The sequence below is a fragment of the Paenibacillus nuruki genome (assembly GCF_963311185.1).
In the GTDB taxonomy this organism is placed as follows: Bacteria; Bacillota; Bacilli; order Paenibacillales; family Paenibacillaceae; genus Saccharibacillus; species Saccharibacillus nuruki.
Genome location: NZ_OY725677.1, coordinates 1,230,439 through 1,256,075, shown reverse-complemented (window position 1 = coordinate 1,256,075; position 25,637 = coordinate 1,230,439). Strand labels below are relative to the sequence as shown.

Annotated in this window: 26 protein-coding genes, 1 pseudogene and 1 other annotated feature; of the genes and pseudogenes, 10 read left to right on the top strand and 17 right to left on the bottom strand. The window is 39.2% G+C overall.

All coding sequences use genetic code 11. The features are described 5' to 3' along the window. Positions 1-33 precede the first annotated feature (33 nt). The gene (locus RCP16_RS05655; protein WP_137225786.1) at positions 34-1,140 is read left to right on the top strand and encodes a DUF4179 domain-containing protein; all 1,107 of its coding nucleotides are present in this window, start codon (positions 34-36) and stop codon (positions 1,138-1,140) included. A gap of 138 nt (positions 1,141-1,278) precedes the next feature. On the opposite strand, the gene RCP16_RS05650 is transcribed toward RCP16_RS05655, so the two are convergent. The 4 genes from RCP16_RS05650 to RCP16_RS05635 form a co-directional block, all read right to left on the bottom strand. After that, positions 1,279-3,048: a SulP family inorganic anion transporter gene (locus RCP16_RS05650; RefSeq protein ID WP_308641846.1), complete on the bottom strand. Its 1,770-nt coding sequence runs from the start codon at positions 3,046-3,048 to the stop codon at positions 1,279-1,281. 179 nt (positions 3,049-3,227) lie between these two features. Next, complete coding sequence (locus tag RCP16_RS05645) at positions 3,228-3,578, bottom strand: ArsR/SmtB family transcription factor (protein ID WP_069328730.1); 351 nt, start codon at positions 3,576-3,578, stop codon at positions 3,228-3,230. 62 nt (positions 3,579-3,640) lie between these two features. After that, positions 3,641-4,609, bottom strand: coding sequence for an NAD(+)/NADH kinase (locus tag RCP16_RS05640; protein ID WP_069328731.1), 969 nt, complete (start codon positions 4,607-4,609; stop codon positions 3,641-3,643). After that, positions 4,606-5,655, bottom strand: a complete 1,050-nt coding sequence (locus RCP16_RS05635; RefSeq protein ID WP_069328732.1) for an SPFH domain-containing protein — start codon at positions 5,653-5,655, stop codon at positions 4,606-4,608. Before RCP16_RS05635 ends, RCP16_RS05640 begins: the two co-directional genes overlap by 4 nt. A gap of 161 nt (positions 5,656-5,816) precedes the next feature. Here RCP16_RS05635 and RCP16_RS05630 point away from each other — a divergent pair, with 161 nt between their 5' ends. The 3 genes from RCP16_RS05630 to RCP16_RS05620 all read left to right on the top strand — a co-directional run bounded on the left by RCP16_RS05630 (position 5,817) and on the right by RCP16_RS05620 (position 7,942). Beyond that, entirely contained in the window at positions 5,817-6,635 is an 819-nt protein-coding gene (locus tag RCP16_RS05630; RefSeq protein ID WP_308641845.1) for a helix-turn-helix transcriptional regulator, read from the top strand. Between the two features lie 168 nt (positions 6,636-6,803). Beyond that, positions 6,804-7,187, top strand: coding sequence for a VOC family protein (locus tag RCP16_RS05625; protein ID WP_137225776.1), 384 nt, complete (start codon positions 6,804-6,806; stop codon positions 7,185-7,187). Between the two features lie 446 nt (positions 7,188-7,633). Continuing rightward, positions 7,634-7,942, top strand: coding sequence for a hypothetical protein (locus RCP16_RS05620; protein WP_137225774.1), 309 nt, complete (start codon positions 7,634-7,636; stop codon positions 7,940-7,942). A gap of 143 nt (positions 7,943-8,085) precedes the next feature. On the opposite strand, the gene RCP16_RS05615 is transcribed toward RCP16_RS05620, so the two are convergent. Then, on the bottom strand, positions 8,086-8,844 hold the full coding sequence (locus RCP16_RS05615; RefSeq protein ID WP_273594263.1) for an SDR family oxidoreductase: 759 nt from the start codon (positions 8,842-8,844) through the stop codon (positions 8,086-8,088). 202 nt (positions 8,845-9,046) lie between these two features. On the opposite strand from RCP16_RS05615, the gene RCP16_RS05610 reads away from it, so the two are divergent. Next, positions 9,047-9,640 (top strand): TetR/AcrR family transcriptional regulator, encoded by a 594-nt coding sequence (locus RCP16_RS05610; RefSeq protein WP_308641844.1) that lies wholly within the window; start codon positions 9,047-9,049, stop codon positions 9,638-9,640. Between the two features lie 19 nt (positions 9,641-9,659). Here RCP16_RS05610 and RCP16_RS22570 read toward each other — a convergent pair. Beyond that, positions 9,660-9,773, bottom strand: a pseudogene (locus tag RCP16_RS22570) (bacteriocin immunity protein); the annotation flags it as partial. Between the two features lie 289 nt (positions 9,774-10,062). Beyond that, positions 10,063-10,308: a binding site (T-box leader), on the top strand. Between the two features lie 107 nt (positions 10,309-10,415). Between RCP16_RS22570 and RCP16_RS05605 the strand changes: the two are divergent. Together RCP16_RS05605 and RCP16_RS05600 are read left to right on the top strand one after the other, a co-directional pair. Beyond that, positions 10,416-11,591 carry an aminotransferase class I/II-fold pyridoxal phosphate-dependent enzyme gene (locus RCP16_RS05605; protein ID WP_308641843.1) on the top strand — a complete coding sequence of 392 codons (1,176 nt, stop codon included), beginning with the start codon at positions 10,416-10,418 and terminating at the stop codon, positions 11,589-11,591. A 388-nt stretch (positions 11,592-11,979) separates the two neighbouring features. Next, a complete protein-coding gene (locus RCP16_RS05600) occupies positions 11,980-13,089 on the top strand; it encodes a helix-turn-helix transcriptional regulator (protein ID WP_308641842.1) in 1,110 nt (369 codons plus the stop codon). On the opposite strand, the gene RCP16_RS05595 is transcribed toward RCP16_RS05600, so the two are convergent. Continuing rightward, the gene (locus tag RCP16_RS05595) at positions 13,076-13,246 is read right to left on the bottom strand and encodes a hypothetical protein (RefSeq protein ID WP_308641841.1); all 171 of its coding nucleotides are present in this window, start codon (positions 13,244-13,246) and stop codon (positions 13,076-13,078) included. The genes RCP16_RS05600 and RCP16_RS05595 overlap by 14 nt on opposite strands. Before the next feature lie 211 nt (positions 13,247-13,457). On the opposite strand from RCP16_RS05595, the gene RCP16_RS05590 reads away from it, so the two are divergent. Beyond that, positions 13,458-13,793, top strand: a complete 336-nt coding sequence (locus RCP16_RS05590) for a hypothetical protein (RefSeq protein ID WP_308641840.1) — start codon at positions 13,458-13,460, stop codon at positions 13,791-13,793. A gap of 11 nt (positions 13,794-13,804) precedes the next feature. On the opposite strand, the gene RCP16_RS05585 is transcribed toward RCP16_RS05590, so the two are convergent. The 6 genes from RCP16_RS05585 to RCP16_RS05560 all read right to left on the bottom strand — a co-directional run bounded on the left by RCP16_RS05585 (position 13,805) and on the right by RCP16_RS05560 (position 20,863). After that, positions 13,805-14,686 carry a carbohydrate ABC transporter permease gene (locus RCP16_RS05585; RefSeq protein ID WP_137225762.1) on the bottom strand — a complete coding sequence of 294 codons (882 nt, stop codon included), beginning with the start codon at positions 14,684-14,686 and terminating at the stop codon, positions 13,805-13,807. 30 nt (positions 14,687-14,716) lie between these two features. After that, a complete protein-coding gene (locus RCP16_RS05580; protein ID WP_137225760.1) occupies positions 14,717-15,601 on the bottom strand; it encodes a carbohydrate ABC transporter permease in 885 nt (294 codons plus the stop codon). 177 nt (positions 15,602-15,778) lie between these two features. Beyond that, positions 15,779-17,101 carry an ABC transporter substrate-binding protein gene (locus RCP16_RS05575; protein WP_273594268.1) on the bottom strand — a complete coding sequence of 441 codons (1,323 nt, stop codon included), beginning with the start codon at positions 17,099-17,101 and terminating at the stop codon, positions 15,779-15,781. A 90-nt stretch (positions 17,102-17,191) separates the two neighbouring features. Then, the gene (locus tag RCP16_RS05570) at positions 17,192-18,988 is read right to left on the bottom strand and encodes a sensor histidine kinase (RefSeq protein WP_161594330.1); all 1,797 of its coding nucleotides are present in this window, start codon (positions 18,986-18,988) and stop codon (positions 17,192-17,194) included. Continuing rightward, positions 18,981-19,787, bottom strand: coding sequence for a response regulator transcription factor (locus tag RCP16_RS05565; protein WP_308641839.1), 807 nt, complete (start codon positions 19,785-19,787; stop codon positions 18,981-18,983). Before RCP16_RS05565 ends, RCP16_RS05570 begins: the two co-directional genes overlap by 8 nt. After that, positions 19,784-20,863: a hypothetical protein gene (locus tag RCP16_RS05560; protein ID WP_308641838.1), complete on the bottom strand. Its 1,080-nt coding sequence runs from the start codon at positions 20,861-20,863 to the stop codon at positions 19,784-19,786. Before RCP16_RS05560 ends, RCP16_RS05565 begins: the two co-directional genes overlap by 4 nt. A gap of 130 nt (positions 20,864-20,993) precedes the next feature. Here RCP16_RS05560 and RCP16_RS05555 point away from each other — a divergent pair, with 130 nt between their 5' ends. Together RCP16_RS05555 and RCP16_RS05550 are read left to right on the top strand one after the other, a co-directional pair. Next, positions 20,994-21,968, top strand: coding sequence for an aldo/keto reductase family protein (locus RCP16_RS05555; protein WP_137225752.1), 975 nt, complete (start codon positions 20,994-20,996; stop codon positions 21,966-21,968). Between the two features lie 75 nt (positions 21,969-22,043). After that, a complete protein-coding gene (locus RCP16_RS05550; RefSeq protein ID WP_069328748.1) occupies positions 22,044-22,598 on the top strand; it encodes an O-acetyl-ADP-ribose deacetylase in 555 nt (184 codons plus the stop codon). 99 nt (positions 22,599-22,697) lie between these two features. Here RCP16_RS05550 and RCP16_RS05545 read toward each other — a convergent pair whose 3' ends face one another. The 4 genes from RCP16_RS05545 to RCP16_RS05530 all read right to left on the bottom strand — a co-directional run bounded on the left by RCP16_RS05545 (position 22,698) and on the right by RCP16_RS05530 (position 25,540). Then, positions 22,698-23,453, bottom strand: coding sequence for a polysaccharide deacetylase family protein (locus RCP16_RS05545; protein ID WP_069328749.1), 756 nt, complete (start codon positions 23,451-23,453; stop codon positions 22,698-22,700). A 260-nt stretch (positions 23,454-23,713) separates the two neighbouring features. Then, positions 23,714-24,388 carry a DNA alkylation repair protein gene (locus tag RCP16_RS05540; protein ID WP_273594274.1) on the bottom strand — a complete coding sequence of 225 codons (675 nt, stop codon included), beginning with the start codon at positions 24,386-24,388 and terminating at the stop codon, positions 23,714-23,716. After that, positions 24,385-24,921, bottom strand: coding sequence for a methylated-DNA--[protein]-cysteine S-methyltransferase (locus RCP16_RS05535; protein WP_308641837.1), 537 nt, complete (start codon positions 24,919-24,921; stop codon positions 24,385-24,387). The genes RCP16_RS05540 and RCP16_RS05535 overlap by 4 nt, the downstream gene beginning before the upstream one ends. After that, positions 24,908-25,540: a bifunctional transcriptional activator/DNA repair enzyme AdaA gene (locus tag RCP16_RS05530; protein ID WP_308641836.1), complete on the bottom strand. Its 633-nt coding sequence runs from the start codon at positions 25,538-25,540 to the stop codon at positions 24,908-24,910. Before RCP16_RS05530 ends, RCP16_RS05535 begins: the two co-directional genes overlap by 14 nt. Positions 25,541-25,637: the final 97 nt, after the last annotated feature.

Sequence of the window (25,637 nt, the reverse complement as noted above, 5' to 3'; positions counted from 1 at the left end):
GTAAATCATTCTGAATCAGGAGGAATAGTCATTATGAGTACATCCAAACAAGAACATTCTAAATCATCTAGCACTCCATTACATACACAGACACCTTCTGTATCGGAAATGTCTCATACCCCTACTCCAACAGATGAAGAAGCTCTATTCGAAGCCAAACGCATGCGCTCACGTTTCCCCTGGTTGGATGCTCGATTACTGGTTGTGGTCGGTTTTACCTCTGTTGTGATGTTGATCTTACTTATTGTGCCTATGCCTACTGAAAGTACCAACACTACCGCCTCTTCTTGGGGCAAATTAGAACCTTTTCAGCAATATCAATCGGAAGTCATTCAGAACCAAAGCTTAATCTCAGCTATCAAACATAATTATATTCAGTATGTGAATGAAAGCGCTGAGAAAGACGGTTATATTGTGACGGTCAATGCTGTAACAGCCGATGAGAATCAGTTAATCCTTCTGTATACTGCCAAAAGCTTAAATGGACAAGAAATCTATGGGATGAACAGTGTCAAATTAAGCAGCATCGCTACTGGCAAATCGTTAGGTCATTCACGAAATAATGGAACACATGATGCCGATCGGGAGAATGTATTCCGTGGCACGACCACTATTCGTTTGAAATCTAGAGAACCTTTTCCACAAGAAATTGCAGCCAAATTCCAAATCGCTTCTGTTGATGAAGGTCGACTTAGCGATCCGGTGACCAATACCAGTACAGAAGATATGCATCATTCACCTACCTTACTTATCCACTTCTCATTAGCCAGTCAATTCAAGCGACCTGAGACTGAAATTGTTTATCCGAATCATACGATTACTTTAGGAGATCATACTGTTGCTTTAGCTCGTGTAGAAATGTCTCCACTGGAGATGCGTGTACGCTTCACATCAGATCAGCCTTTCGAGCCGTACAACACCAGTAGACAATGGGTTGAGGCTACAGGTATCCTTGCTGGCGAAGGCGATCAGGAAGTGCTGTTACGTGCGCTTAATCGCAAAGTCGCTTTCGATGATCCCAACAGTTATGAATATATTTTCTATAGCAATTTATTAGATCAACCGAAAACATTACAGTTACAAGTCGTAACGCGAGATGCCGATCGTGTAGGAGATCCAACACTAATTCAGATCAAATAAATGAAGTATCGTTTCACTCTATAATGTCTATCATGAGAATCATGGAATAATACAAATAGACGCAATATAACTATCGGGTTGATATACAGCGATCCGATAGTTATACTGCGTCTACTTTTGGTATCTATTTATGGAATATTAAATATTCGCTTCTAACGTTTTTCTTAGTTGTACTGGTGTGGATACAGATGCTGTATGAATTTCAGCAGACAACGCCTGACATTCATGAAAAGCAAAATGCTGACAACCACGACACTGTTCTAGGTTCAGATGGTCTAATGCTTTGTTAATAGCCACTCCTGTACGCTCATAGAAATGGTTAGCTCCGATCATCGTATACAGACCTGTTTTGCGCATCAGTTCAAGTGGTTGCTGCTGAATACCTGAGATGATAACGATTCCGCCATAAGCTTGTACTTTATGTACCAATGTCAGTACATTTGCATCCCCTGTCGTATCAATCATCGGCACTCTAGCCATCCGAAGCAACACTACACGAGGTTGATTAGCGATAGCTTCATCTATAGCAGATTCAATTATATGGGTTCCGCCGAAAAAAAGAGCTCCTTCTACTGTATAAATACTAATCTGTGGGCAATCATGATTTTCGGTGACCATGTGACTGTGTACTTGTTGATGCTTGGAATCAGGATCAGGTAACACTTTAGTGATCGTTAATCCTTGACTCATCCGCTGGACAAATAAAACCACAGCTAACAATAATCCAACTTCTACAGCAGTCGTCAGATCAGCAAATACGGTTAGTAGAAAAGTGATTGCTAATACAAGCGAATCACTGGTTTTGATTTTTAGCATATGCATAAAATGCTTACGTTCACTCATATTCCATGCGACTAACATAAGAATAGGTGCCATACTGGCAAGCGGAATATGAGAAGCATACGGAGCAAAAAGAAGCAATACTAACAAAACCACTATTCCATGTACTATACCGGAAATCGGCGATACAGCGCCATTTTTGATATTTGTAGCTGTACGAGCGATTGCCCCTGTAGCTGGAATCCCGCCAAATAAAGGTGTAATCATATTGGCAATTCCTTGTCCGATTAACTCCCGATTACTATTATGACGCGTCCCTGTCATGCCATCGGCTACAACAGCGGATAATAATGACTCAATACTGCCTAACATCGCAATCACTAAAGCAGGACGAATCAAAAGTGTCATGTTGTCCAACGTTAAGTTAGGAATATGAAATTGAGGAAGTGCGCCCGAGATAGCGCCAAATGAAGATTCGATCGTAGACACTTTGCCTTGAAAAAAGAGTACCGCTACAGCTGTAGAAATACATAAGCCGATTAATGATCCTGGTACTTTGGGGAAAAATCGTGCCGTCAATATCATCGCCAAAAAACAGATTAATCCGGTGATTAAGCTGTAGATATTAAATGTATTCAAATGAGTAACGATTTCTCGCATATTTGAGAAAAAATCTTCATGCTTAGTGAGTCCTGTTAGACCGAGAAAATTAGCAATCTGTCCTCCAAAAATCGTGACAGCAATCCCTGCGGTAAAACCAATCGTTACTGGTCTAGGGATAAATGAAATCAATTTGCCCAATCGACATAATCCCAAAATCAATAAAAATACTCCTGCCATAAAGCCGGCTATCAATAAATTCTCATAGCCATACTGCATGACCACTGCGAACAATATCGGAATAAATGCACCTGTAGGCCCGCCGATTTGAAATTTGGAACCGCCAAACAAAGAAATACATATCCCTGCAATAATAGTGGTATAGATTCCGTATTCCGGCTTCACTCCTGAAGCAATCGCAAAAGCCATTCCAAGTGGAATCGCAATAATACCTACAATCAAGCCTGAAATTAAGTCTTTACGCAAACTATTCTTATTGTATCCTGCAAATCTCCCTGTCCACTTCATCCAGTTACCTTCTCTTTTTAGATATTTGATCATTATTTTAAATATCTGATTATTTGAATATACAGAGATAGTACGCCTATGTATAGATCATGTCAATGATATTGTGTACACACCAAAAAGTACCTCCAATCAAACGAGAGATACTTTATTTTTATCATTCTATTCTATTGATTCTATCCTCAATCCAGATGCTTGATCGATTCTGGCTCATTTCGCATTCCTTCAAGTAAGGAGATCGCATCTACAAGATGATTGTCAAAAATCTGCTTCGCCACTGCTAACAAATCCTGAATCAACGGATCACGTAAAGAATAGATCACAGACGTGCCTTCTTTCACACCCTGCACCACATTTTTACTACGCAATATTGATAATTGTTGAGAAACGGCTGATCCTTCTGAACCGACAATCGTTTGCAGTTCATTCACAGTCTTGTCTCCAGTACATAGAGCTTCTAAAATCTGAATCCGCATCGGATGAGCTAAAGCTTTGAAGAAATCAGCTTTGAATTGCTGTATATTTTGATTCATGAATCCATACCCCTTACTGTATTATCTTCAACAGATACGGATATCATAACACAAAATAATCATCATACCACCAGATGACCTCGCTTCTCAGCTAGACCGATCGTTGCTGTCATCCCTGAATTGAATTCTAGAAAGTCACTTTCTACCCCATCGCTAAAGATCACTCCATTTTCAGGCATCTGCGATATAATCCGTAACGGTTGATTCTGATTAATTTGTCCGAATACACAGTTCGTCGATGTAGTACGACTAGGAAAAGGTTCTCTGACTGTAAAATATAATTGTGGTGTATCCCATGCTAATGAAGTCGTAGTGACTGACTGTGTCTCCTCGTAATGGACACTGCCTGTAATCTGCTGATAACTTTCGCTATGCACAATACCACTTGCACCAGCGAGCACACTTTTGAACCATCCGGTGGCTCCCATCCCTGTAGATACAATAATCCCACTTGAAGATTGCTGTTCAGTATGCCCTGCTAACTGTAATTGATACCGTGCAGAGACATGCGTTTTGCGTCCGATAAATAAATCGTTGACTCCATACAATGTCTGCCCATCATTCAGCTCTGCTTTGGCAAGCATCACTTCTTGAATCGTACGACGCTTGCTCAATACTTCCGGTACAATCTTAATCAGATCACGCACTTGAAAAGGAAGCAATACTCCATCCCAGCGTAGTGGATCAGGATTCACGCCGATCAATGGTTGATGCGTGACATACTTCATCGTATTAGCGACTAATCCATCTTGACCGAGCACCACTACAATATCATCATCCCCAAAAATAAAGTTGGGTACATGTTCGCGTTCTAGCAATTGTACTCTGCCTATACTTTGCAATGTCATTACGGATTGCTCTACAGCATGGCGGTAATTCTGATCTTCTTGAATATAGTCGGTAAAATCAACACCCAGACGCTCAATATAAAATTGTGCTTGCTGGATCGTATTATAACGAACAATCAATTCTTCTAATCGTGTTTTACGCTTTACGAGTACAATTTTATTTTCGCTCATCCGGCTATTCATCTACTCCGACCTCCTTGCTGTTGTTGATGGTTATTCGATTCTGATAACAGTCCTTGCAATAGATCCGGCGTAATGTTTAGTTGCCCGATTCGTCCTGCATTTTCAGCTAATCCCTGGAAAGCAATAGCGATTAACTTATCAGGATTCATGCCCATATTCGCCATAGATTGTAACAGTGCAGGATTAACACCTTCAAGCGACTTCATCACCGCAGACATTTCGTATGCTTTGGCATCGGCTTGTGATTTGGCATTGGCAATAGACAATTCTGTTAACTGTTGTTTCTTTTCTTCCATCATCGTATCGAATTGCAATTGTTCTTCTTTGATTTCGTTCTTTTTTACACTTACTGAACGTTCAGCATCTAATTGTGTTTCACGAATTTGTTTTTTCTTAGTTTCTACTGCAATCTCTGTATTTAGTTCGTTTTCTTTGACCCGGCGTTCTTGCTCAATCGATGCATTACGTCGTTCATATAGTGCATCATCCGCATTACGTAGAATCTGCTCACGAGCTTGCGCTTCTAACGCTCTCATTGTTTCTTTATTAGGTAGAATCGCTAATACAGAGAAACCCATCAATTCAATTCCTAGCTTTTCCAATTCTTCATTTTGCATAATTTCGCGTGTAATACTTTGGGCTAATCGTTCACTGGATTGAATGGCTTCTCGTAGTGGCATTTGTTCCAGATGCTTTTTGGTCAATACTTTCGCAATATTAATCACCCGTTGAGCCAGCTTATTCGGATCATCTGAAATATATTGATTTTTACGTAAATTGTAAGTGTAGTTGAGAATTTGAGTTGTTTTACGATAATCGACAATACGGTAAGTTAATTGTCCTTGCACGGTTACCGTCTGATAATCATTTGTTATTTCTTCAAAGATAAATGGAACATCAATAGAAGATACAGGTACTACAATTACCGAAGTGGTCGGCGCATAATAACGGAATGATAAGCCTACGCCTTCTTTAACTATTTTACCGTTTCTTACTTTCATCACATATTCACTCGGTTGAAATTTGACGAAGCGGAATCCAAACATAATCACTCTCTCCTTTGTTATTTCCTTTTTGTTAATAACAATATAACATCCTTTATCGATATTTACAATATGATAATAACAAATTGTTAATTATTATTGTGATAACGGTAATTGTAGATCATGTTACAATCAAATAAGATATAGAGAAAGGGAGTGTTCGGATGATCTATCGCCCTATTCAGCCACCCAAATTGCAATCTCATTTGCTCCATTCCTATTATGATTATCAAGAATATGCTCCACGACTAGCATTGCAAAATACAGTAGCTTGTTACTGGTCATCCACTTTTCAGATGTCTTCTTCTACTCTATCTCATGCTTCAGAATACCGTATTATTCCTGACGGATGTATTGATATTATTTTCGATATGGATGCTGTGTCTGCAACTCAAGGTGCTTTTGTATCTTCATGGATGTCTACTTATGAAGTTTTTTATCCTCAACAATCAATGAATTTTTTCGGTATTCGAATGTATATTGAAGCCGTACAAGCTATACTTGGTTATCCTATTGCTGAACTACGGGGACAGATGTTGTTAGAGGAATTATGGGGTTACGCAGCAGGTGATTTTTGGGAACAGACGTTAGATGCACCTGATATAAAGTCTCGAATCGATCGTATTGAACAACGACTACTTCAAGTGCTGTATACATATGATATTCACTCTCGCTCGATTCATCCCTTACTTTCTAATAGTTTGCAATTGATGTACGCCCAGCGTGGACAAATGGATCTAGCCGCTCTTGCTCATGAAGTTCATTATAGTGAACGAACGATTCGTCGTATTTTCCAACAGGAGCTAGGTATTCGTCCCAAAGAAGTACTTGATATTATTCGTTTTCAGTCGGTTTTGCAGGCGATGTACCGTTTCCCACATCTAACGATGAGTGAATTAGCCACCTCTTATGGTTATTATGATCAATCGCATTTCATTAATAACTTTCAGCGTTATTATGGACTATCTCCTAGCCAACTTTGAAAAGGAATGAATCGTATGGACGTATCTCGATCACAAGCTTGTACATCAACGTTCGATATTGACCGTTTTTTCCAATGCTTATTCCATATAAGCAGGCATAATAGATATAGATTCTTTGATTGATAATGTCACCGAAGTAAATAAATAATAAGAAAGTTGGATGAGTAGATGAAATTAGCTATGAAGTATATTATTTTGTATGTTCGCAATGTAGAAGAAACGATGCATTTTTACAGAGATGTTTTGCAATTGCCAGTCAAAATGCAAGTCGATACTTATGTTGAATTCGATACAGGCATGACTACTTTATCGTTTAACACCCGTGAATCGGTTCGACAAGATATTGGACTGGATGTTGCTGAGAATTTGATGGCATCAAGTACATTTGAGATTGGTTTTGTCGTTGAGGACGTTGTTGCCACGATTGAACACTTACGCCAGCAACAGGTCGTTATTGCTAAAGAACCTGTCGTCAAACCATGGGGACAGACGGTTGCTTATATTACCGATCCTGATGGACATTTTATTGAAATATGTAGTGCTATAGAATAGTATTACAGTTGTTATCCGCATGCATTGATCGAATAGTTCTATTTATATTCAAGCTACAAACAACTTGTCCAATGATGGATAAGTTGTTTTTTTATTAGAAAGTGATTGAAATTCCCATTATTGCTTTATATAGTACAGGAACTTAATTTGAGCTATACAAGTCAATATTACTTATTATTATGTCTTAATACCTACATATTCAGGATTATTTTTATTTTTCGACAAAATTTGTGATTTTTGTGATATGTCTATTGTTATATTGTATGCTGTATAGTATTATGTACCTATATCTAAAAGACTAAAAAAAGATGTAAGGGGTGATCGTGTTGACTCTAATGGTGGATTATTGTTCAAAATGTGGTTCTATTTTCCAAAAAAATATGCGTAACTTATGTTCTTCTTGTAGTAATCAGTTAGATAATGCTCTGAAAAACTGTATGGATTACATGTGGAGATTTCCTAAAGCAACAACCGAAGCTTTAAGCGAAGCGACTAAAGTTCCACTAACAGAATTGCACGATCTGATTAAACAAGGTAAATTATCCAATGGTTACAAAAATTTGATGTATCCTTGCGAATGTTGCTTACAGCCTATCGCTCAAGGTCGCTTATGCTCAGGTTGCTCTACTTCGTTCAAAGATGCTTTCCAAGCTACACCAAAATCACAACCTCATGTGGTTCATGGTGCACCTAGCCTGAATAGCACGGGACAAAAAGTATTGTTTACTTCACAGACGCGTTCACCTCGTCGTTAATTTTATATACTTTTTTTATATACTTGTAGTTTATTCATAACATAGATAAAAGCCTGAATTCTGATAAAAGAATTCAGGCTTTTTGTTGTTTATTGTTCTAGATTATATTTATCATTTCAGCATATTGTCGTCTTTAATTAGTCTTAGTAAGCTGTCCAACCTGCATCAGCCACGATCACTGTACCATTCACAAAGCTTGAATCATCGGAAGCTAGAAACAAGGCTACTTTTGCAATATCATGAGACTCGCCTGTTTTGGGATTCAGATTCATACCGATCATGGCACGTTCCATTCCAAATGCATTTGGTTCATTAATCGTACTGCTAATATTCGTAGCTACTCCCCCCGGTGCAATCGCATTACAACGTATACCTAGTGGAGCATATTGGAATCCCACATTTTTAGTTAAGCCCACTACAGCGTGTTTGGAAGCGGTATAAGCGGCTCCTGCTCTAGATCCATTTAATCCACCGGCAGAAGCAATATTAATAATCACACCACTACTTTTTTCTGTGAAAATCGGTAAAGCTTGACGAATCGTACGCATCGTTCCTGTCGTATTGATTGCAAAAACACGTTCCCACAAATCGTCTGTTACATCAGCTGCCGGTACAAAATTATCCATAATGCCTGCATTATTTACGAGGATATCCAGTGTTCCATATTCTTCGACCGCTTTTTGAATTAATTGTTGTACTTCTTGCTCTTGTGTCACATTGGTAGCGATTGCAACAGCTTGTCCGCCACTGGCTTCTATTTCATCTACTGTGATCTGAGCCGCTTCTTTTTGAATATCAGATACGACTACTTTTGCTCCTTCTTGTGCAAATAATAAAGCAATCGCTTTGCCCATTCCTGAAGCCGCTCCTGTAATAACTGCTACTTTGTGTTCAAGTCTCATCTATACAACCTCCATGGCTTTTTTCTCTAATCTTCAACAGTTGTTGATTAACATACATCTGTTATATTATCTTAGAGCGAGACCCGTAGAGATACAATCAGCAAATCATTCGACTTTTGTTGAAAAATAAACAAATATCCTCTATTTTGTTCATTATGTGCCGATTGGACTTGCTTATGTCTGTCATTAAAGGAGCCTATCTATGAGTGATCGTCGTATTCGTAAAAGCAAGCAAGCTTTGACCACTGCTCTGATTGAACTGTTACAGCAGAAAGAATTTCGCAGTATTTCGATCACAGATATTGTAGCTGTCGCTGATGTGAACCGAGGTACATTTTACAAACATTATACATACAAAGAAGACTTGCTTGATGAGCTTGTAGAGAGTGTGATAATCGATCTTCGAGACTCGTATGAAGAACCTTATCGACATGTCACTACGCTTATTATTCAAGAATTAGTTGCTTCAGCTGTCAAAATTTTTGATCATGTATATAAACATCGTAGCTTCTATCAACTGATCTCTAATTCTAATGCGTTACCCGGTTTTCAGCAGCGACTTTGTAACGAGTTACAGAATCTATCCCTGCAAGATTACCGCAATGAAGAAGCCCGAAATGCCATGATTGAGCTAGGAATTAATCCAGAATTATATGCCAGTTATCAAGCGTATGCGATCTGGGGATTGATTATCGCTTGGATTCAGAATGACTTTGAGCATAGTACGCACTATATGTCTGAGCAATTGCTAAAGATCCTGAATCAACAGTCTACTTTCCGCCCTACTCATGAATAAGATAGCTTTTTACGATTGGTTACGATGATGGTGAAGGTGGTAATAGTATCGGCTGATACGCTAAAGCCTTATCTACAATTTCTGCGGCTGAGCAGTCTTTATCATTCCAGAAAATCAGGTTACTAATCTCCGGATGAGGGACATTTTGCTAAAGTATAACAAGCCATTGATCGATCTCTTGCTCATTACCTCGATCTTGCATAATTCGCTCGACAAGATCAATACATTCATTACGGGAAAGAGTCATCATCTACATCTCCTTATGTCTTTGAAGTATTACTCTCTACCATAACTTTCAAATTCAGGTATTGCAATTCTAAAAAAGAGGGATTATACTAAGCCTACGATTTTGATCGATCAATCGCTAATCGTTTTCTTTATGACTTATAATGATTTCACTTATAAATAATGATGAAGTATATACACATTCTATGACGAGAAAGAGTACGCTTTTAATCTGATCCACAGAGAGTTGGGTACGGTGCAAACCAACGTTCAGATGCTAGCTGAAGCCATCTCCGAGAAGCAGGCTGAAATAACCAACTAGGTGCTGCCGCATGTCCAGCGTTAACGGGAACACGTATTGATAGATACGTAGCAGAGTGTCACTTTGTGTACGCACAAAGTGGAACTAGGGTGGTAACACGGGTAAAAGACTCGTCCCTTTTTAGGGACGGGTCTTTTTTGTTTTCTTTTCCCTATTCCTCTACCGAATCTTACACATACGTGAACAGATGAGCATTCACTATTTAGAGACTTTTGAGGAGGAACAACCATGACAACTTCAACAATCAGCCAATTTTTGACCCCTTCTATTCAACAGATGCAACCTTCAGGTATTCGCAAATTTTTCGATTATTCTTCAGAACGTACCGATATTATTTCGCTCGGCATCGGTGAACCTGACTTTCCGACCCCACGTTTAGTTCGTGAAGCTTGTGTGCGTGCTTTGGAAGAAGGTAGAACGACGTATACTCATAATGCAGGCTTGCCTGAATTGCGTGAAAGTATCGCTGAATACCTGCATACGAATTTCCAAGTCCATTACAACCCTGCGCATGAATTGATGGTCACGATTGGTAGCAGTGAAGCACTGGATCTTGCACTACGTGTCTTGATCAACGAAGGTGATGAGATTCTAGTCCCTGCGCCTTGTTATGTATCGTATTCACCGATTACGAATCTAGGTGGTGGTGTCGCTGTCGAGGTGGAGACATTTGCTCAAGATCATTTCAAATTAACGCCAGCTTCTTTACTAGCAAGTCTAACACCACGTTCGAAAGTATTAATCTTAAGCTATCCCAGTAACCCGACAGGCGGGATTATGACGTATGAAGATTGGTTGCCGATTGCTAAGATCGCCGAAGAACATAATCTAGTGGTGATTACAGATGAAGTATATGCAGAATTAACGTATGGGCAAAAGCATGTTAGTTTTGCAAGTCTACCGGGTATGAAAGAACGTACGTTATTATTAAGTGGATTTTCCAAAGCTTTTGCGATGACAGGATGGCGAATTGGATATGCTTGTGGCCCTGAAGAGTTGATTCAAGCAATGCTCAAAATTCATCAATATACGGTCATGTGTGCGCCGATACTGGGTCAGATTGCTGCACTGGAATCGCTCAAACCTCATGGACTTGCTGCAAAAGATGAAATGATGGCTTCGTATAATGCACGCCGTATATCTTTTGTACAAGGATTACGTCAGATCGGGTTACAATGCCATGAACCGCTGGGTTCCTTTTTCGCTTTCCCTTCTATCGCTCATACCGGTTTAACGTCAGAACAATTTGCTCAGCGATTGTTACAAGAAGTCGGCGTGCTCGCTGTTCCGGGTACAGCATTTGGTAAAGGTGGCGAAGGATTTATACGTTGTTCTTATGCTACGTCCTCTGTACAACTGGATGAAGCTTTAGAACGAATGCGTCAATTTTTACAGACCCTTTAATCAGAGCATGATGAACGCTATTGAAATGATCTCTAGAGAGATGAATAACATCATACCTCTTCATTCTCTAGAGATCATCTATAGTGATTGATTTACATTATATGGCCTACTATTCATGGATACCTTAATCCGTTCTGTTCATGTTTCTTTTCTTCTATGGATAACGCCTTATACTTTGATCCTGTACTGTATTTAAGCTTCTAAGCGACAGATCATTTTCATTTAGCACTAGAGCGAAATTGGTCATAGCTATATAGCTTCTGGTATAATCGGTAACTATTATCAAGTATAAACCTTATTCGAAGATAGCTATCCTACAACTACGGGATGTGTACAAAAGAGATGTAGACCGAACTTTATTGAAATCCAGAAAAGGTAGGCGATATATATGAATACACAGACTTATATGCAAAAGCTTGAATTACTAGCGGAACGTTCTATTTCTTCTTACTCTTATATTCATTCATTATTAGAAGAATTAAAGCCCCTTCTTCCTTTTGCAGGTGCATGTTGTACGAATATTGATCCGTATCGTTTACTCTCTACAGGAGCTGTTGTAGCACATAATATGGAATCGATTCACCATCAATTACTAACATATGCGTATGGACAAGAAGGTATTCATAGCTATGATAATATGACTCTCTCGCATACATCTGTGATGACATTGCATTTTGCGACAGAAGGTCAACCGGAACAGAGTTCAAGATATCAGGATATTTTACAGCCTGCTGGATTCGGTGATGAGCTACGTGCGGCATTATTGTATAAAGGTAGTTGTTGGGGATATTTAACGTTATTTCGCAAACAAGATCAATCGTTATTCAGTGAGCAAGAATGTCAGTGGATGGTGGAGATTGCTCCTATCATCGCAAAACATCTGCGCCAGTTCAGCCTCGCGATTCCTTTTGTCAATGAAGTCAAATTACGTTCACCCGAAATTCTGATGCTGTCTCAGCAATTGGAATTATTATCTTCTAATTCAGATACACATCACTGGTTAGACGTGTTACGCCAACATGAAGGAATAACAACGTCTGCGCTCCCACGCTCTATTTTAACGGTTGCCAGTATGGCATTAACAGATGATACAATATTCGATCAACGATTACATACAGATTGCTGTTCATCTTCTCTACCATGTTCTCCTATTCAAGTGTGTGTGCCTGTACGTGAACATGACTATATCGATATTACAGCTTATGCGCTGTATAGTCACACCTCAAGTATTCAGTTGATGATTGCCATTCAATCTGCTTCTCCACTTGATATCTTGCCGTGGATGATGGAGGATTACCATTTATCTGAACGTGAAAAGCAGATCGTCGATCAAGTGATCGAAGGATTGTCTACACGCAAGATTGCTGATATTCTGCATCTTTCTCCTTGTGCTGTGGAAGAACATCTTCAATCTATTTTTGCCAAAACAAAAACGACCAGTCGTAGAGAACTGATCGCTCGTTTATTATCCCAAACCGATTGTATTATTTCCAGATAGCTGTTATATGTTTTGTTTTTCTTCTCATGTATCGTTTGAGTGCACCCTCACTTTTGCGAGACGCTAGTGTTTGTTTTACACCTTGCATGAGTAGTTTATAGCGCCAGTCATCATCATGGCTAATTTTGTGTAATTCATCCAAAAATTCTTCACTCATTATAATCACTCCAGCTCCAAAATATGAACTCTATACCTATAATATACCCAATGTATATGAATTCTTTATGGAAACTAGCTTAAAATAAGATGAAAAATGTATGAAGAATGTAAGGCTGATGTGATGATGTGTAAGCATATGGTTCAATAAACCTTCTGATTATCCGATATATAGTACTGAAGGTATACGAATATAATCAGGAGGCACGACCATGGATACATACCCACCTTACCAAGATCCTTACCGAAAAGAAGGTAGCAATCGTTTTGGATTGGCTTTGACTTCTTTTATTTTGGGGATCATTAGCTTTTTCACTTCTTTTATGAGCTTTGCTATTATTGGAGAATTTGGACAAGAAGATAGTGGCTTTTGGAACATATTACTTGCTTTAAGTGCATTTGTAGCGATTGTCCTACTTATTCTTGTGCTCACATTTAGTCTTATTTCGATTCGTACTACCCATGGTAGAGCATTTGCGATTACAGGACTTGTATTAGGATCCGTACAGATCCTTTTTGTACTGCTACTGATTTTTGTAGTCAATTAAGTCGATAGATATTAACCTTTGATCGCACCTTCTGCCATTCCAGCTAAGACTTGTTTGTTAAACACAGCGAATAAGACCACTGTTGGAATGGTAGCGATCATAATCGCTGCGAACATCGGCGCATAATCGGTTGTATACTCCCCTGCAAAACGGGTCAGTCCCACAGGAAGTGTTAATTTATCAGGATCAGAAATAAAGACAAGCGCCAATAACAACTCGTTCCACACCCCGACAAAACTCAGTATCGTTACGGTCATCAGAGCAGGCTTCGAGATCGGTATAACAATCCGCCAAAAAATACTATATACCGTACAACCATCCATCACAGAAGCTTCCAACATTTCTTTCGGAATACCTGTAAAAAATCCGCACAGTACCAGTACAGCTGCTGGCAATCCAAATGAAATATAAATCAGAATCAGACCGAACTGCGAATCGACCAATCCAACTTTCGTAAAATACACAAACAGTGGAATCAATGTCGCATGAATCGGAACCATCATCCCTAGTAGAAAATAAACAAAAGTCGCTTTTGATAATTTCCAACGTAACTTGGTCAGAGCGTATGCTGACATAGCACTAAATACCAGTACAGCAACCAAAGTAGCTGAAGAAATCCAGACCGAGTTCAACAGATATCTGCCTGTATTCCCTGTTGTCCAAGCATTCCAATAATTACTCCACATCCAGTGTTGAGGTAATCCCCATGGATTGGTATAGATCTCTGGGGTCTGCTTCAGTGAATTTAGCAATAACCATAACAACGGATAGACATAGAAAATCGCTACAAAACACAATACAGCATAAATCATGATTTTACCTATAGGAAAAAAACGTCGTGTATCTACGTTAGTTTGCTGTTTGGTTGTCTCTACATAAGGCGAAGATTTCATCCTTCCTGTTCACCCCCATCACGATACGATTTAATATTCAATACTTGATTTGCGGAAAATCATATTGATCAATACGGTTGCCACCAGACACATCAACAGCAAGATAACAGATAGAGCGTCTCCGTACCCGTATTCGAATTGACGGAAAGATCTACCGTACAAGTAAGAGGCTAATACCTGTGTCTGATTGGCTGGACCTCCACCTGTCATGACAAATACAAGATCAAAGAACTTAAGTGAACCAATTGTTATCAGAATTGTAGTTACTTTCATAATTGGTTGTACCAGCGGAATCGTCATATGCCAGACCACTTTCCACCCTACAGCTCCATCTATACGTGCTGATTCAAAGATATGTGCTGGAATATTCTGAATCGCCGCAATATATAGAATCATCGTATACCCCAGATATTGCCAACCGACTACAAAAGATACTGCCCACATGGCTGTATCCGGTTGAGATAACCAATCATTAGCCAGTGAAGACATACCAAGCACTTCTAACAATTTATTAAGCATCCCGATTTCTGGATTATAGATAAAGCTCCACATCATCCCTACAGCCACACTAGAAATAACAGCCGGGAAAAAGAAAATATTTTTAAACCACTCTTTGCCTTTGATCGAGCCGGTAATCAGAATGGCTAGTAAAAAGCCCAATCCTTGCTGAATAACCAGACTCACAAATAGTAGAATCATCATATTTTTGATACTGGTAAAAAAGACAGAGTCTCTGGTAAACATACGAGTATAATTATCCATCCCGATAAACTTCATCGGGCTAATCACATCCCATTTAAAAAAGCTAAAGTAAATCGAAGCCACAATAGGGATAAATACAATCGCTGTATACAGCAATAACGCTGGCAACAAAAATAGAATAATCGCTGATTTGTTCCGTAGCATTCGTTCCATGATTTTCCGCCTTTCCAGAACTTCATTCTTTGCAACTTATAGATTCGCTTAGAACATGTATCTGTTGAGAAGATCAGTCAGGAATCACTATCCACTGTTGCTACCTATCACTACAGTAACTTCGTTGTTATCATGATTCCTGACCTCATCTTTATACAATACTTACTAAGGAATGATTTACTCTTTATTATCTTGCGTAAACTGCTCTAGACTTTGAAACGCTTCTTCAGGTGCTTGACCTGCTAAGATCGCTTGGATCGTTGTATTGTATTCGTCCCCGATCTTCGCGCCCAGCCCTACATCGTAGAAAATAAACATACCTTTCATATCTGACATTTCTTTTTGCAGTTCTTGAGCAACCGCAGGCACTTTATCTTTGTTGAGTTTAACGTTGACCGCTGGAATATCACCATTTTCTTCAGCTAACTTTGTCTGAATATCATTGCTTGTCCATGCTTTGATATATTCTAATGCTTGATCTTTATTCTCTGTATTGGCACGAATGACTAGATTGTAACTCGGTTGCCCTAGCCATGTATCTAGATCGCCTTTACCACCTTCAAAAGTAGGGAATTTGGCTACGCCTACTTTTCCTTTGACTTTAGAGTCAGCGGCTTCTACTGAACCTACTGCCCAGCTTCCCATTACAAACATAGCCGCTTCACCATTTTTGAACATATTGGTAATGGCTGTATTATCCAATCCTAAGAATCCCGAAGGGAACGCACCCATATCTCGTAATTCATTCATCACATTTCCTGTCTGAATATAAGAAGGGTCCATCCAAGATCCTGTGCCATCCATCAATTTGTTAAATGGCTCGTCTCCACCAATTCGATTCGCTACCATTTCGCTAAATAGAGCGCTTGTCCATGATTCTTTCGCTCCAAAAGCAAATGGAGTTACGCCATTGTCTTTAAGTACTTTAATTACATTTTTGAGTTCTTCATAAGTAGTCGGTGGTGTTAGATTATATTTAGCAAAAATTTCTTTGTTATAAAAAAGCGGTACAGTTGCAAATGCAGTCGGGATCGCATACACTTTATCGTCAAAAGTCAGTAGATTAAATGCTCCAGAAGTAAAGCTTTTTTTCCACTCAGGATCTGCATTTAAAATCTCTGTCAAATCCATAATTCTACCGGAGTCAGCGTATGTTTTTAATTTACCGGCGGCATGACTTACAAATACATCTGGCCCTGCATTCGCAGCAAGTTCTGCATTTAATTTGGGATAATAACGATCTGTTCCCGGAATATGTTGTACTTTCATCGTCGTTGTAGCATCTTTGCGTGCATTGTAATCTTTAGCTAGTTGTTCCGACATCTTATACACAAAACTATCTGCATTCTGCCAATCATAGATCACCATTTCACCTTTAGCACCTGCCGAACCTGATCCTGTGGCTGATTCAGAGCTGTTGCCGCAACCTGTGAGTACACTACTCAATAAGAGAACACCTGTCAGCACACCTATACTTTTTTTCCAATACCCCTTTGCCATGACTCATTTCATCCTCTCATGCTTTCGGTATAGAATACGCTTTCATCATATAAGGTGTTTGGAATATCGACCATGTGGTATTTCTGACATTTAACTTGAAAATTCCGACCTCTTTTCCAAAAAGTGGTCTCTAGGAATATGCAATATAACGGTTGTTCCTTGATTGTCTAGACTTTCAATTTGTAGTCCATAATCTTCTCCATAATGCAGTTGGATTCGCTGATGCACATTGAGTAGCCCTATACCTGACAAGCTCGAATCTGAAGGATGATCTAGATAATGGCGTAATGTTTCCAGATGAGCAGTATTCATTCCCAGTCCATCATCGTGGATCGATAGGATTAAAGTATCTTCACTTTGATGTGCATGAATACAGATCATTCCATTTTCCATTTGCATTTCTAATCCGTGAACAATTGCATTCTCAATAATCGGTTGCAAAATAAATCTCGGCACAATCAATGATAAGACTGCCGGATCGATATCGTATTGCATATCGAACTTATCTACATACCGCACTTTTTGAATATAAATGTATTTTTTGACACTCTCTAATTCTTCACTTAGTGTAATAAATTCTTTCCCTTTGATCCCTTCACGCATCAGATCACCTAACGCTTTGGACAACTTGCCTACTTCAGGGACACCTTCGATCCGTGCCATCCAATTCATCGTTTCTAGCGTATTGAATAAAAAATGAGGATTGATCTGGAACATTAGAAATTTCAGTTGTGATTGTTGCCGTAGACGTTCTTCTTCATACACTTGATTGATCAAATAATGAATACGTGCAATCATTCGATTGAAATTTAGACTGAGAATACCAATCTCATCTCGCGAAGGATAATTAAAGCTAATCGACCAATTATCACGTTCCGTATTTTTCATAATAGACGATAACTGACGAATCGGTCTGGAAATACTGACAGATAAGGAATAGCCTAATATCAACGTGATAAGCGCAACAACGATAAACAAAATTAACATCCATTGCTGCAACACAATCGATTGTTCTGAATAACGTGCAGTCGGAATAATACTGACGATTTTCCAATCAGTATTCTGAATACGTTGATACGATACAATCTGCTGTTTATCATCAATATGATCTGCAAAATCACCTGTATCTCCACTGGTGATAATCTTCTGTAGATATGCTTCAGTAGGTGTATGATGAATACTTGCTTTATTTCCACTGGAAATAATCTGTCCATGACTGTCAATAATAAATAGCTCACCTTGTTCATTAAGCTTGATCTGACTGTACACTTTGTACAAAGCTTCCTCATGATAAGTCAACAAAAAATAGCCTATCTTTTGCAGGCTATCCACGTCATAAATAGTACTTACTGCGGCTACGACCGATTGCTGTCCTGACGGATTGAACCAGGTTAGATCGCCACGATTGCGCTGTAATACTTGCCAATTCTGATCTCGCAAATCTAACTTTCTTGGATAGGTACTCGTCTGAAAAGAAGTACCATCCAGTGCATATAGACTGACACCTTCAACATCTTCTCGATCACTTATTAACCCGTACAGAATATTACGTATGCGCTTATCTGCTGAGACATGTTGAAGTGGCGACCATTGCTGTCGATTAACAGCTTTGAGCGATTCACGAATCTCTTGATTGGTAAAAATAGCATAATACAGACGTTCAATATCATGCATATGCAGTTCAATATTTTTACTGACTTCACTTAACATATCCATCGTGTAAATATTCGTCTGCTCTTGAATCAGTGAACTCGATTTCTGATACGTCCAGACACTAATGACAGCTAATGGAATCAGATTAAGGACGATAAAGGCGATAAATAATTTATTGCGAATATTGAGATCACGAGCCGCTTGAATCAGTCGATGTAACCACACTTCAAGCATGGGATTGATCTCCTTTTTTACGAAATTCATTCGGAGTTAGTCCATATCTTTTTTTGAACACTTGTCCAAAATAACGAGCATCTCGAATCCCTACCTGCTCTGCTATTTTATAAATTTCAAGATGAGGATTGGCAAGCAATTGAACAGCTTTTTGCATCCGAATCCTTGTAAGCGTATTCAAGAAATTGTCGCCTGTTTCTTTTTTGAATAATCGACTAAGATAATCGGCATTAAAGTGATTTTTGTCTGCAATATGTTCTATCGTAATATCTTTCATATACTGCTTTTCCATCGTCTGAAGCATTTGCTGAATAACAGGATGTATCGACGGTGATTCTTGATGAGCAGTATGTTTGCCTTGTAAAGTCAGTGCATATTCTTCGAGTTGATCCCGTAATTCTTCTTCAGTATGCTGGCGTTGACGTTCTTCTAGAATCGTTGCTTTGGCTTTGAGACAAGCCGTTATAATTTCATCTGGATCTGTCGGTTTCAAAACAAACCCTAATGCTCCTAATTGAATCGCTTTGAGTGCGTAATCCAACTGATGATAAGCTGTAATAAAAATGACTTTAGGTGCACACAGTTGCTGATTAAGACTATCCATTAGCGCTAATCCATCCAGACCGGGCATCCGAATATCTGTAAGCAATAAATCTGGCTTTTGCGAAAGACTGAGTTGTCTGGCTTCGATTCCATTAGCAGCTATGCCGACCAATTGAAATCCATGATCGTGCCAGTTGAGCATTTCCAATCCCCGGCGAGTCATGACTTCATCGTCTGCGATCATTAGTGTAATCATGCTTTCTCCTCCTTAACTATTTTGATCAAACAATGAAAAGGGACACTTGTAGCTTCACTCCACAAAGGCGAACGTTCGATATGATCGTTATAACTCCATACAAATTTGAAATGATGTCCATAATCCCAATCTACACTGGCTAAATTCTGTTGCCAAAATCGTATATCTGTATATTCAAAAGGCGCAGGAGTGGCATACTGAAGAGGTAATCGGTCGACAGGAGAATACAACCCAACTGCTTCTACTGTACTTCCATCCCAATTCCAACTATACCGTAGAATTTTGACCATTTTCCATAAAGGATGTAATCCACGTTGAAATAATTCTAGTTGCCCCAGATCGTGTAATATATTCAGTGCATGAGCAAAAGTTAACGTATGTCCGATCAGATCATGATGTGCTTCTGCTAGATAGATCCGCTCTGTTGCTGCTAACTCCTGCAAAATAAAAGCAGATAACTCCGTAGGAGATGTTATAGCTGGAAAATGATCCTCTGTAGTGATTTCTAACTTTTTGACGTCCGATACTTTATATCCGATCCACGAACGTCCCGGAATCGTGCGATCAAAAGCAGTAATCAATTGCTGAATACGTTCTATATCTGCTCGACATTCCCATACGTTCTGTTCACGCATAGCGAGCAATGATACAGCGGCATAGATAACATTGTGACCTACCCAATGCAGTTGATCGATATTAGCTTGTAATGCTTCTAGAATGAACATGGACGCATCTGCATATGAAATAAGTCCGTCTGGAGCAGAAAAAGTAGATTTCAATTCCTGTTCTGGATTGTGTGAAGATAGCGACGTAGTGGAATCATGTATCGCCGCCTTTTCTTTGACCGATTGATCTTCACTTAAATACGTAGTAGATGTTAATTCATATTGAGTGATCATCTGCTCCGCTTGGTTCAATAACGCGGTTGCTACTTCCTCTGTGATCGTAGGCGATTGGGCTAAGAAGTAAGCGGCAATACTAGCTGTTCCATAATGAGCATCCCAGATATCTCCTGACTGTTGCTGACAATCAGCGATTATTTTTAATCCACTTGTCAAAAAAAATGAGCGTAACATCAATATCCTCCCTTTCTGAATCTCATGTAATGTTGACGAATCTATTTTTTTCGTTAATGATAAAAGAAGTGAGTTGTTAGCTTGGCTGACAATTCGATACTTAATCTACATACACAGAGGAGCGCTTATCATGAAATATCGTAATCTGGGTCAAACCGGTCTAAAAGTGAGCGAAATTAGTCTTGGAAGCTGGTTAACTTATGGTACGGCGGCAGAACAACAAGCAGCCGATGATTGTATACGTACTGCGTTTGATTTAGGGATTAACTTTTTCGATACCGCAAACGCTTACAACCGTGGTGAAGGGGAAAAAGCGATTGGATCTGCGCTTCGTTCGTATGAACGTTCAAGCTATGTACTAAGCACGAAAGTCTTTTTCCCGATGGGTGAAGGTCCCAATGATCGTGGATTATCACGTAAACATATTATGGAACAATGCGAAGCCAGCCTCAAGCGTCTGGGTACAGATTATATTGATATTTATTTCTGCCATCGCTTTGATCAAGAGACTCCTACTGAAGAAACATTGCGTGCACTAGATGATCTTACATCACAAGGTAAAATTTTGTATAGTGCAGTGAGTGAATGGACAGCAGCTCAGATCAGTGATGCGGCTCATATAGCAGATCGTCTGCGCTTACGTCCACTTGCAGCCAATCAACCAATTTATAATTTATTTGAACGTTATATCGAACATGAAGTTCTTCCTGTTTCTCAGCAACATGGATTAGGACAAGTCGTCTTCTCCCCGCTTGCTCAAGGTATTCTGACAGGTAAATACAAGCCGGGTCAAGCTCCCGCAGCAGGCACACGAGCAGCAGACGATTCGGTAAACCATGTGATTAACAGTTACCTACGAGACGATGTATTAGAGGTGGTTGGTCAGTTGGATCAATTAGCGCAAGGACTGAACATCAAATTGTCTCAATTGGCTTTAGCTTGGGTTCTTCGTCAACCGGGTGTGAGTTCAGCTATTATCGGAGCATCCAAACCCCATCAGATTCAAGAAAATGTAGAAGCGGTAAATATTACTTTGAGCGAAGATACATTATCACAAATCGATCAGATCATGGAAAATGTTCATGATTTCTCACCGATGCGTTAACATGATAAATGGGTCTGTGAGTACATCTGAATATTAGAAATTGCTCTGGTCCATCATTGTTAGGAGGATAAGAAGATGAATGATATTCAGATGGGACAGACACATATTGTATTGCTTCAAGGAGATATTACTGTGCAACACGTTGATGCAATTGTAAACGCGGCTAACTCCAGTCTGTTAGGAGGTGGCGGAGTTGATGGTGCTATTCATCGTGCAGGTGGTTCTGCAATTCTTGAAGAATGTCAACAGATTCGTAATCGTCAAGGAGGATGTCCTACAGGTGAAGCGGTCATTACAACAGCTGGACGCTTACCAGCCAAGCATGTAATCCATACGGTAGGCCCTGTCTGGAATGGTGGTTCTAATCATGAACAGCAATTACTGGCTCAATGCTATAGCCATTCTCTTCAACTGGCAGATGAACATCAACTGACTTCGATTGCTTTTCCCAATATCAGTACAGGAATTTACCATTTTCCCAAAAAAGAAGCAGCTACGATCGCTTTAAATACGGTAAAAGAGTATATCGAGCAACATCCTGCAACTTCCTTAAAGCAGATTATGTTTGTATGTTATGATGCCGATAATTTATCATTGTATCAACAACAACTGCAAGCGATGAATGTCTAGCACGCTATTCTTTTAGTAAAATAAAAACCCCCTGCTCTTTACATCACAGTTATTCTCTGTGAGAAAAAGGCAGGGGGTTTTATTTATTTACAGATATGATTAACGTTCGTCATTCCAGAAATTCACAGGATGATTTTGTTTGTTCAGTACTTTAAACGTATATCCATCTTTTTTGAGTGTTTCTAATACCAATGGTAATACTTTCAGTGTCGCTGGCTGATCATGCATTAGTACGACTGGAGCGGTACCACGTTTCTCAACGGAGTTAACTTGACTCATAATATTTTTGTAGACACGTTGATGATCTTTTTTGTATTTCCAATCCAGTGAATCGACGTTCCAATCCCATAAATGGAATCCACCTTGATTCAACATTACATCACGATAGCCTTGCTTCATATAAGGTTTACTGCCGTAAGGTGTACGTACAAGACTGGTACGAACGCCTGCCACTTGGAATAGACTTTCGTTAGCATCACGCATTTCTTTGTAAGCACTGAATGGTGAACTATAGAATTTTTTAACCACATGCGTTACACCGTGTAATCCAAGTCCATTGCCTTCTTTAACAATTCGTTTCGTTGCTGTCTGATATTGTTCCATATGCGGTCCTAACATAAAGAAGGTTGCTTTCGCATCATATTTACCTAAGATATCCAACAGTTGCATAGTATGTGCTGTTGGCCCATCATCGAATGTTAAATAAATAACTTTTTCTGCTTTTTCTGAACGTGTGGTAGTTGCACTTTTTGTAGCTGTTTTACTTGCACTAGCAACTGCTGTTTGTGTAGCCCATTGAGGAATTAACAATCCAATTAAAATCGTAACCAGTATCCATTTTTGATAGCGTAACATAATAATCTTCTCTCTCCCTTGTCCTATGTAATTTCGACATCTCTCGTCATTATTATATCTAATGTGCAGAGTCCATTTCATCCTTCAATAGCTACTTTCATATCACATTTTTGTTACGATTGAGAAAAACAAAAAACAATTTCGTAAATTAATTGTTATGATCATGCACAAAAAGGCTACATTTTGACGTGTAGCCCTTCTGTTCTATCCTATATATCGTACTTGATATTCAATCTGTTTTTGACCAATCTATAATATGATTATTTGCGTCTCATACTTCGTATATGATGTTTGGTCTCTGGGTCGATCCGGTAAGATTCTGTGATTTTCTGCAATGCTTTGTTGTACGTAAAGCGATCCAATTGATTATGTTGCAAATAGTGCATCGTTGGTTCAGGTAAATGAATATAACAAATCGAGATTGCCCATGCGACAGCCATTTTCACATAATATCCTTCATGTTGAACACGATCCAAATGACGCAGCACATCTTGAATATAATATTCGTCTACATAATAAGTAAGTAACATTACAACTGCAAATCTCACCTCATATTCGTGCTCTGAAGAAAGATAGGGCAAAATAAATTCCCATACTGGCTGTTGATGGGTTGAAGTGAATTTTAGTCCACCGCAGAAGCGATCACAGACAGACCAATTATCAATTTTCGGTACAAAATCAGTCATGTATTGCAATCGTTCTTCAATATCCATCTGTGCATACCCGATAACCATCCCTTGTAACATCACTTCTTCAAAATATTCATGATCGGCTTGTTGTAAATATATACGCCAATCGTCTTTAACAATCTGCTTGGCCATAATACGAAGTGCAGGTATGCGCACTCCTAATATATTGGTGATCGTAGGCAACAAGCTAGCTGAAAATTGCTGATAATCTGAATCGACTTTTGCTAAAATCTGCTCTCGGATCATAGAACCTCCTTACGTTTTTCCAAATCTAATAACGTTGTCTTCATATTCAATCCACCACGATAGCCTGTTAACGCTCCACTTTTGCCAATTACTCGGTGACAAGGAATTGTAATTAAGAACGGATTCGCACCAATCGCTGCTCCTACTGCACGAACGGCCGCAGGTCGCCCGATATGTTGTGCAATATCCGAATATGACCATGTTGCTCCATAAGGAATCTGTAACAACGCTTGCCAGACCTGTATTTGAAAAGAAGTGCCTTGAAAGTCATGTCTGATCATAAACTGTTGTCGTTCTCCACTTAAATATTGAATCATTTCTTCAATATAAGGTTGTAATTGATGCTCATCATGTATGATCGTGCTCCCTGGTCGTCTGGCGTGAAGCCACACTTCCATTTCGTCATAAGGTTGACCTTGTGAGCCGATATAACAAAGTCCCTCTGGTGTTGCTGCAAGATAGAATTGCCATTGATCATGTTCAATACGTGCCCAGTAGATGATAGGCTTGGTGGCTGTATTATGATTGTTCACTGCTGATTCCCTCCTTAATGCTATCTTTCTGTTGATGTATCTTTTGGTGTTGTTTACGATATTGCGCAGGCGTAATGCCCATTTTCTTTTTGAATAAAGTAACAAAATAAGACGTATTCGGTATGCCTATATTCAGTCCTATAGCCGTAATACTGTGGTGAGTCTCTTTTAATTCTTGGCATGCTTGATGGATACGATGCTGCTGAATATAATCAACAGGCGTGATATGCATGATTTTTTTGAATGTGCGGTGTAAATGATAAGGACTTCCATGACATATTTCAGCTAACTGATGTAGTGTTAACGGTTCTGTATAATGATGATCTATATATTCAGTCATTACTGATACCCACTCGCTATCTGGCAATCGCTCTCCTGTTGGTTTGCACCGTTTGCAAGGACGATATTTGGCAGTTATCGCTTGCCGAGCATCTGCAAAAATCGTTACATTTTGGGGCTTGGGTTCTTTGGATTTGCAAGAAGGACGACAAAATATACCTGTTGTACGCACCGCATAAAAAAACTGCCCATCATAAGAAGCATCATTATTAATAATCGCTTGCCACTGCTCGGTAGAAATCTGAGATTCATGATTGAACTGCGTTTGGATATCCGTCATCGGGTTCACCTCTACCTGTAGTATATCTTTTTCAATCCCCCTTTGTACGCTGTTTTGAATGTAAAAGCAAGATTACAACATTTTCAAACAAGCTTGA

Bases quoted from the DNA above. Each gene is read 5' to 3' on its own strand.
- RCP16_RS05655 (WP_137225786.1), top strand. From the start codon at position 34: ATGAGTACATCCAAACAAGAACATTCTAAATCATCTAGCACTCCATTA.
- RCP16_RS05650 (WP_308641846.1), bottom strand. From the start codon at position 3,048: ATGAAGTGGACAGGGAGATTTGCAGGATACAATAAGAATAGTTTGCGT.
- RCP16_RS05645 (WP_069328730.1), bottom strand. From the start codon at position 3,578: ATGAATCAAAATATACAGCAATTCAAAGCTGATTTCTTCAAAGCTTTA.
- RCP16_RS05640 (WP_069328731.1), bottom strand. From the start codon at position 4,609: ATGAATAGCCGGATGAGCGAAAATAAAATTGTACTCGTAAAGCGTAAA.
- RCP16_RS05635 (WP_069328732.1), bottom strand. From the start codon at position 5,655: ATGTTTGGATTCCGCTTCGTCAAATTTCAACCGAGTGAATATGTGATG.
- RCP16_RS05630 (WP_308641845.1), top strand. From the start codon at position 5,817: ATGATCTATCGCCCTATTCAGCCACCCAAATTGCAATCTCATTTGCTC.
- RCP16_RS05625 (WP_137225776.1), top strand. From the start codon at position 6,804: ATGAAATTAGCTATGAAGTATATTATTTTGTATGTTCGCAATGTAGAA.
- RCP16_RS05620 (WP_137225774.1), top strand. From the start codon at position 7,634: ATGTGGAGATTTCCTAAAGCAACAACCGAAGCTTTAAGCGAAGCGACT.
- RCP16_RS05615 (WP_273594263.1), bottom strand. From the start codon at position 8,844: ATGAGACTTGAACACAAAGTAGCAGTTATTACAGGAGCGGCTTCAGGA.
- RCP16_RS05610 (WP_308641844.1), top strand. From the start codon at position 9,047: ATGAGTGATCGTCGTATTCGTAAAAGCAAGCAAGCTTTGACCACTGCT.
- RCP16_RS05605 (WP_308641843.1), top strand. From the start codon at position 10,416: ATGACAACTTCAACAATCAGCCAATTTTTGACCCCTTCTATTCAACAG.
- RCP16_RS05600 (WP_308641842.1), top strand. From the start codon at position 11,980: ATGAATACACAGACTTATATGCAAAAGCTTGAATTACTAGCGGAACGT.
- RCP16_RS05595 (WP_308641841.1), bottom strand. From the start codon at position 13,246: ATGAGTGAAGAATTTTTGGATGAATTACACAAAATTAGCCATGATGAT.
- RCP16_RS05590 (WP_308641840.1), top strand. From the start codon at position 13,458: ATGGATACATACCCACCTTACCAAGATCCTTACCGAAAAGAAGGTAGC.
- RCP16_RS05585 (WP_137225762.1), bottom strand. From the start codon at position 14,686: ATGAAATCTTCGCCTTATGTAGAGACAACCAAACAGCAAACTAACGTA.
- RCP16_RS05580 (WP_137225760.1), bottom strand. From the start codon at position 15,601: ATGGAACGAATGCTACGGAACAAATCAGCGATTATTCTATTTTTGTTG.
- RCP16_RS05575 (WP_273594268.1), bottom strand. From the start codon at position 17,101: ATGGCAAAGGGGTATTGGAAAAAAAGTATAGGTGTGCTGACAGGTGTT.
- RCP16_RS05570 (WP_161594330.1), bottom strand. From the start codon at position 18,988: ATGCTTGAAGTGTGGTTACATCGACTGATTCAAGCGGCTCGTGATCTC.
- RCP16_RS05565 (WP_308641839.1), bottom strand. From the start codon at position 19,787: ATGATTACACTAATGATCGCAGACGATGAAGTCATGACTCGCCGGGGA.
- RCP16_RS05560 (WP_308641838.1), bottom strand. From the start codon at position 20,863: ATGTTACGCTCATTTTTTTTGACAAGTGGATTAAAAATAATCGCTGAT.
- RCP16_RS05555 (WP_137225752.1), top strand. From the start codon at position 20,994: ATGAAATATCGTAATCTGGGTCAAACCGGTCTAAAAGTGAGCGAAATT.
- RCP16_RS05550 (WP_069328748.1), top strand. From the start codon at position 22,044: ATGAATGATATTCAGATGGGACAGACACATATTGTATTGCTTCAAGGA.
- RCP16_RS05545 (WP_069328749.1), bottom strand. From the start codon at position 23,453: ATGTTACGCTATCAAAAATGGATACTGGTTACGATTTTAATTGGATTG.
- RCP16_RS05540 (WP_273594274.1), bottom strand. From the start codon at position 24,388: ATGATCCGAGAGCAGATTTTAGCAAAAGTCGATTCAGATTATCAGCAA.
- RCP16_RS05530 (WP_308641836.1), bottom strand. From the start codon at position 25,540: ATGACGGATATCCAAACGCAGTTCAATCATGAATCTCAGATTTCTACC.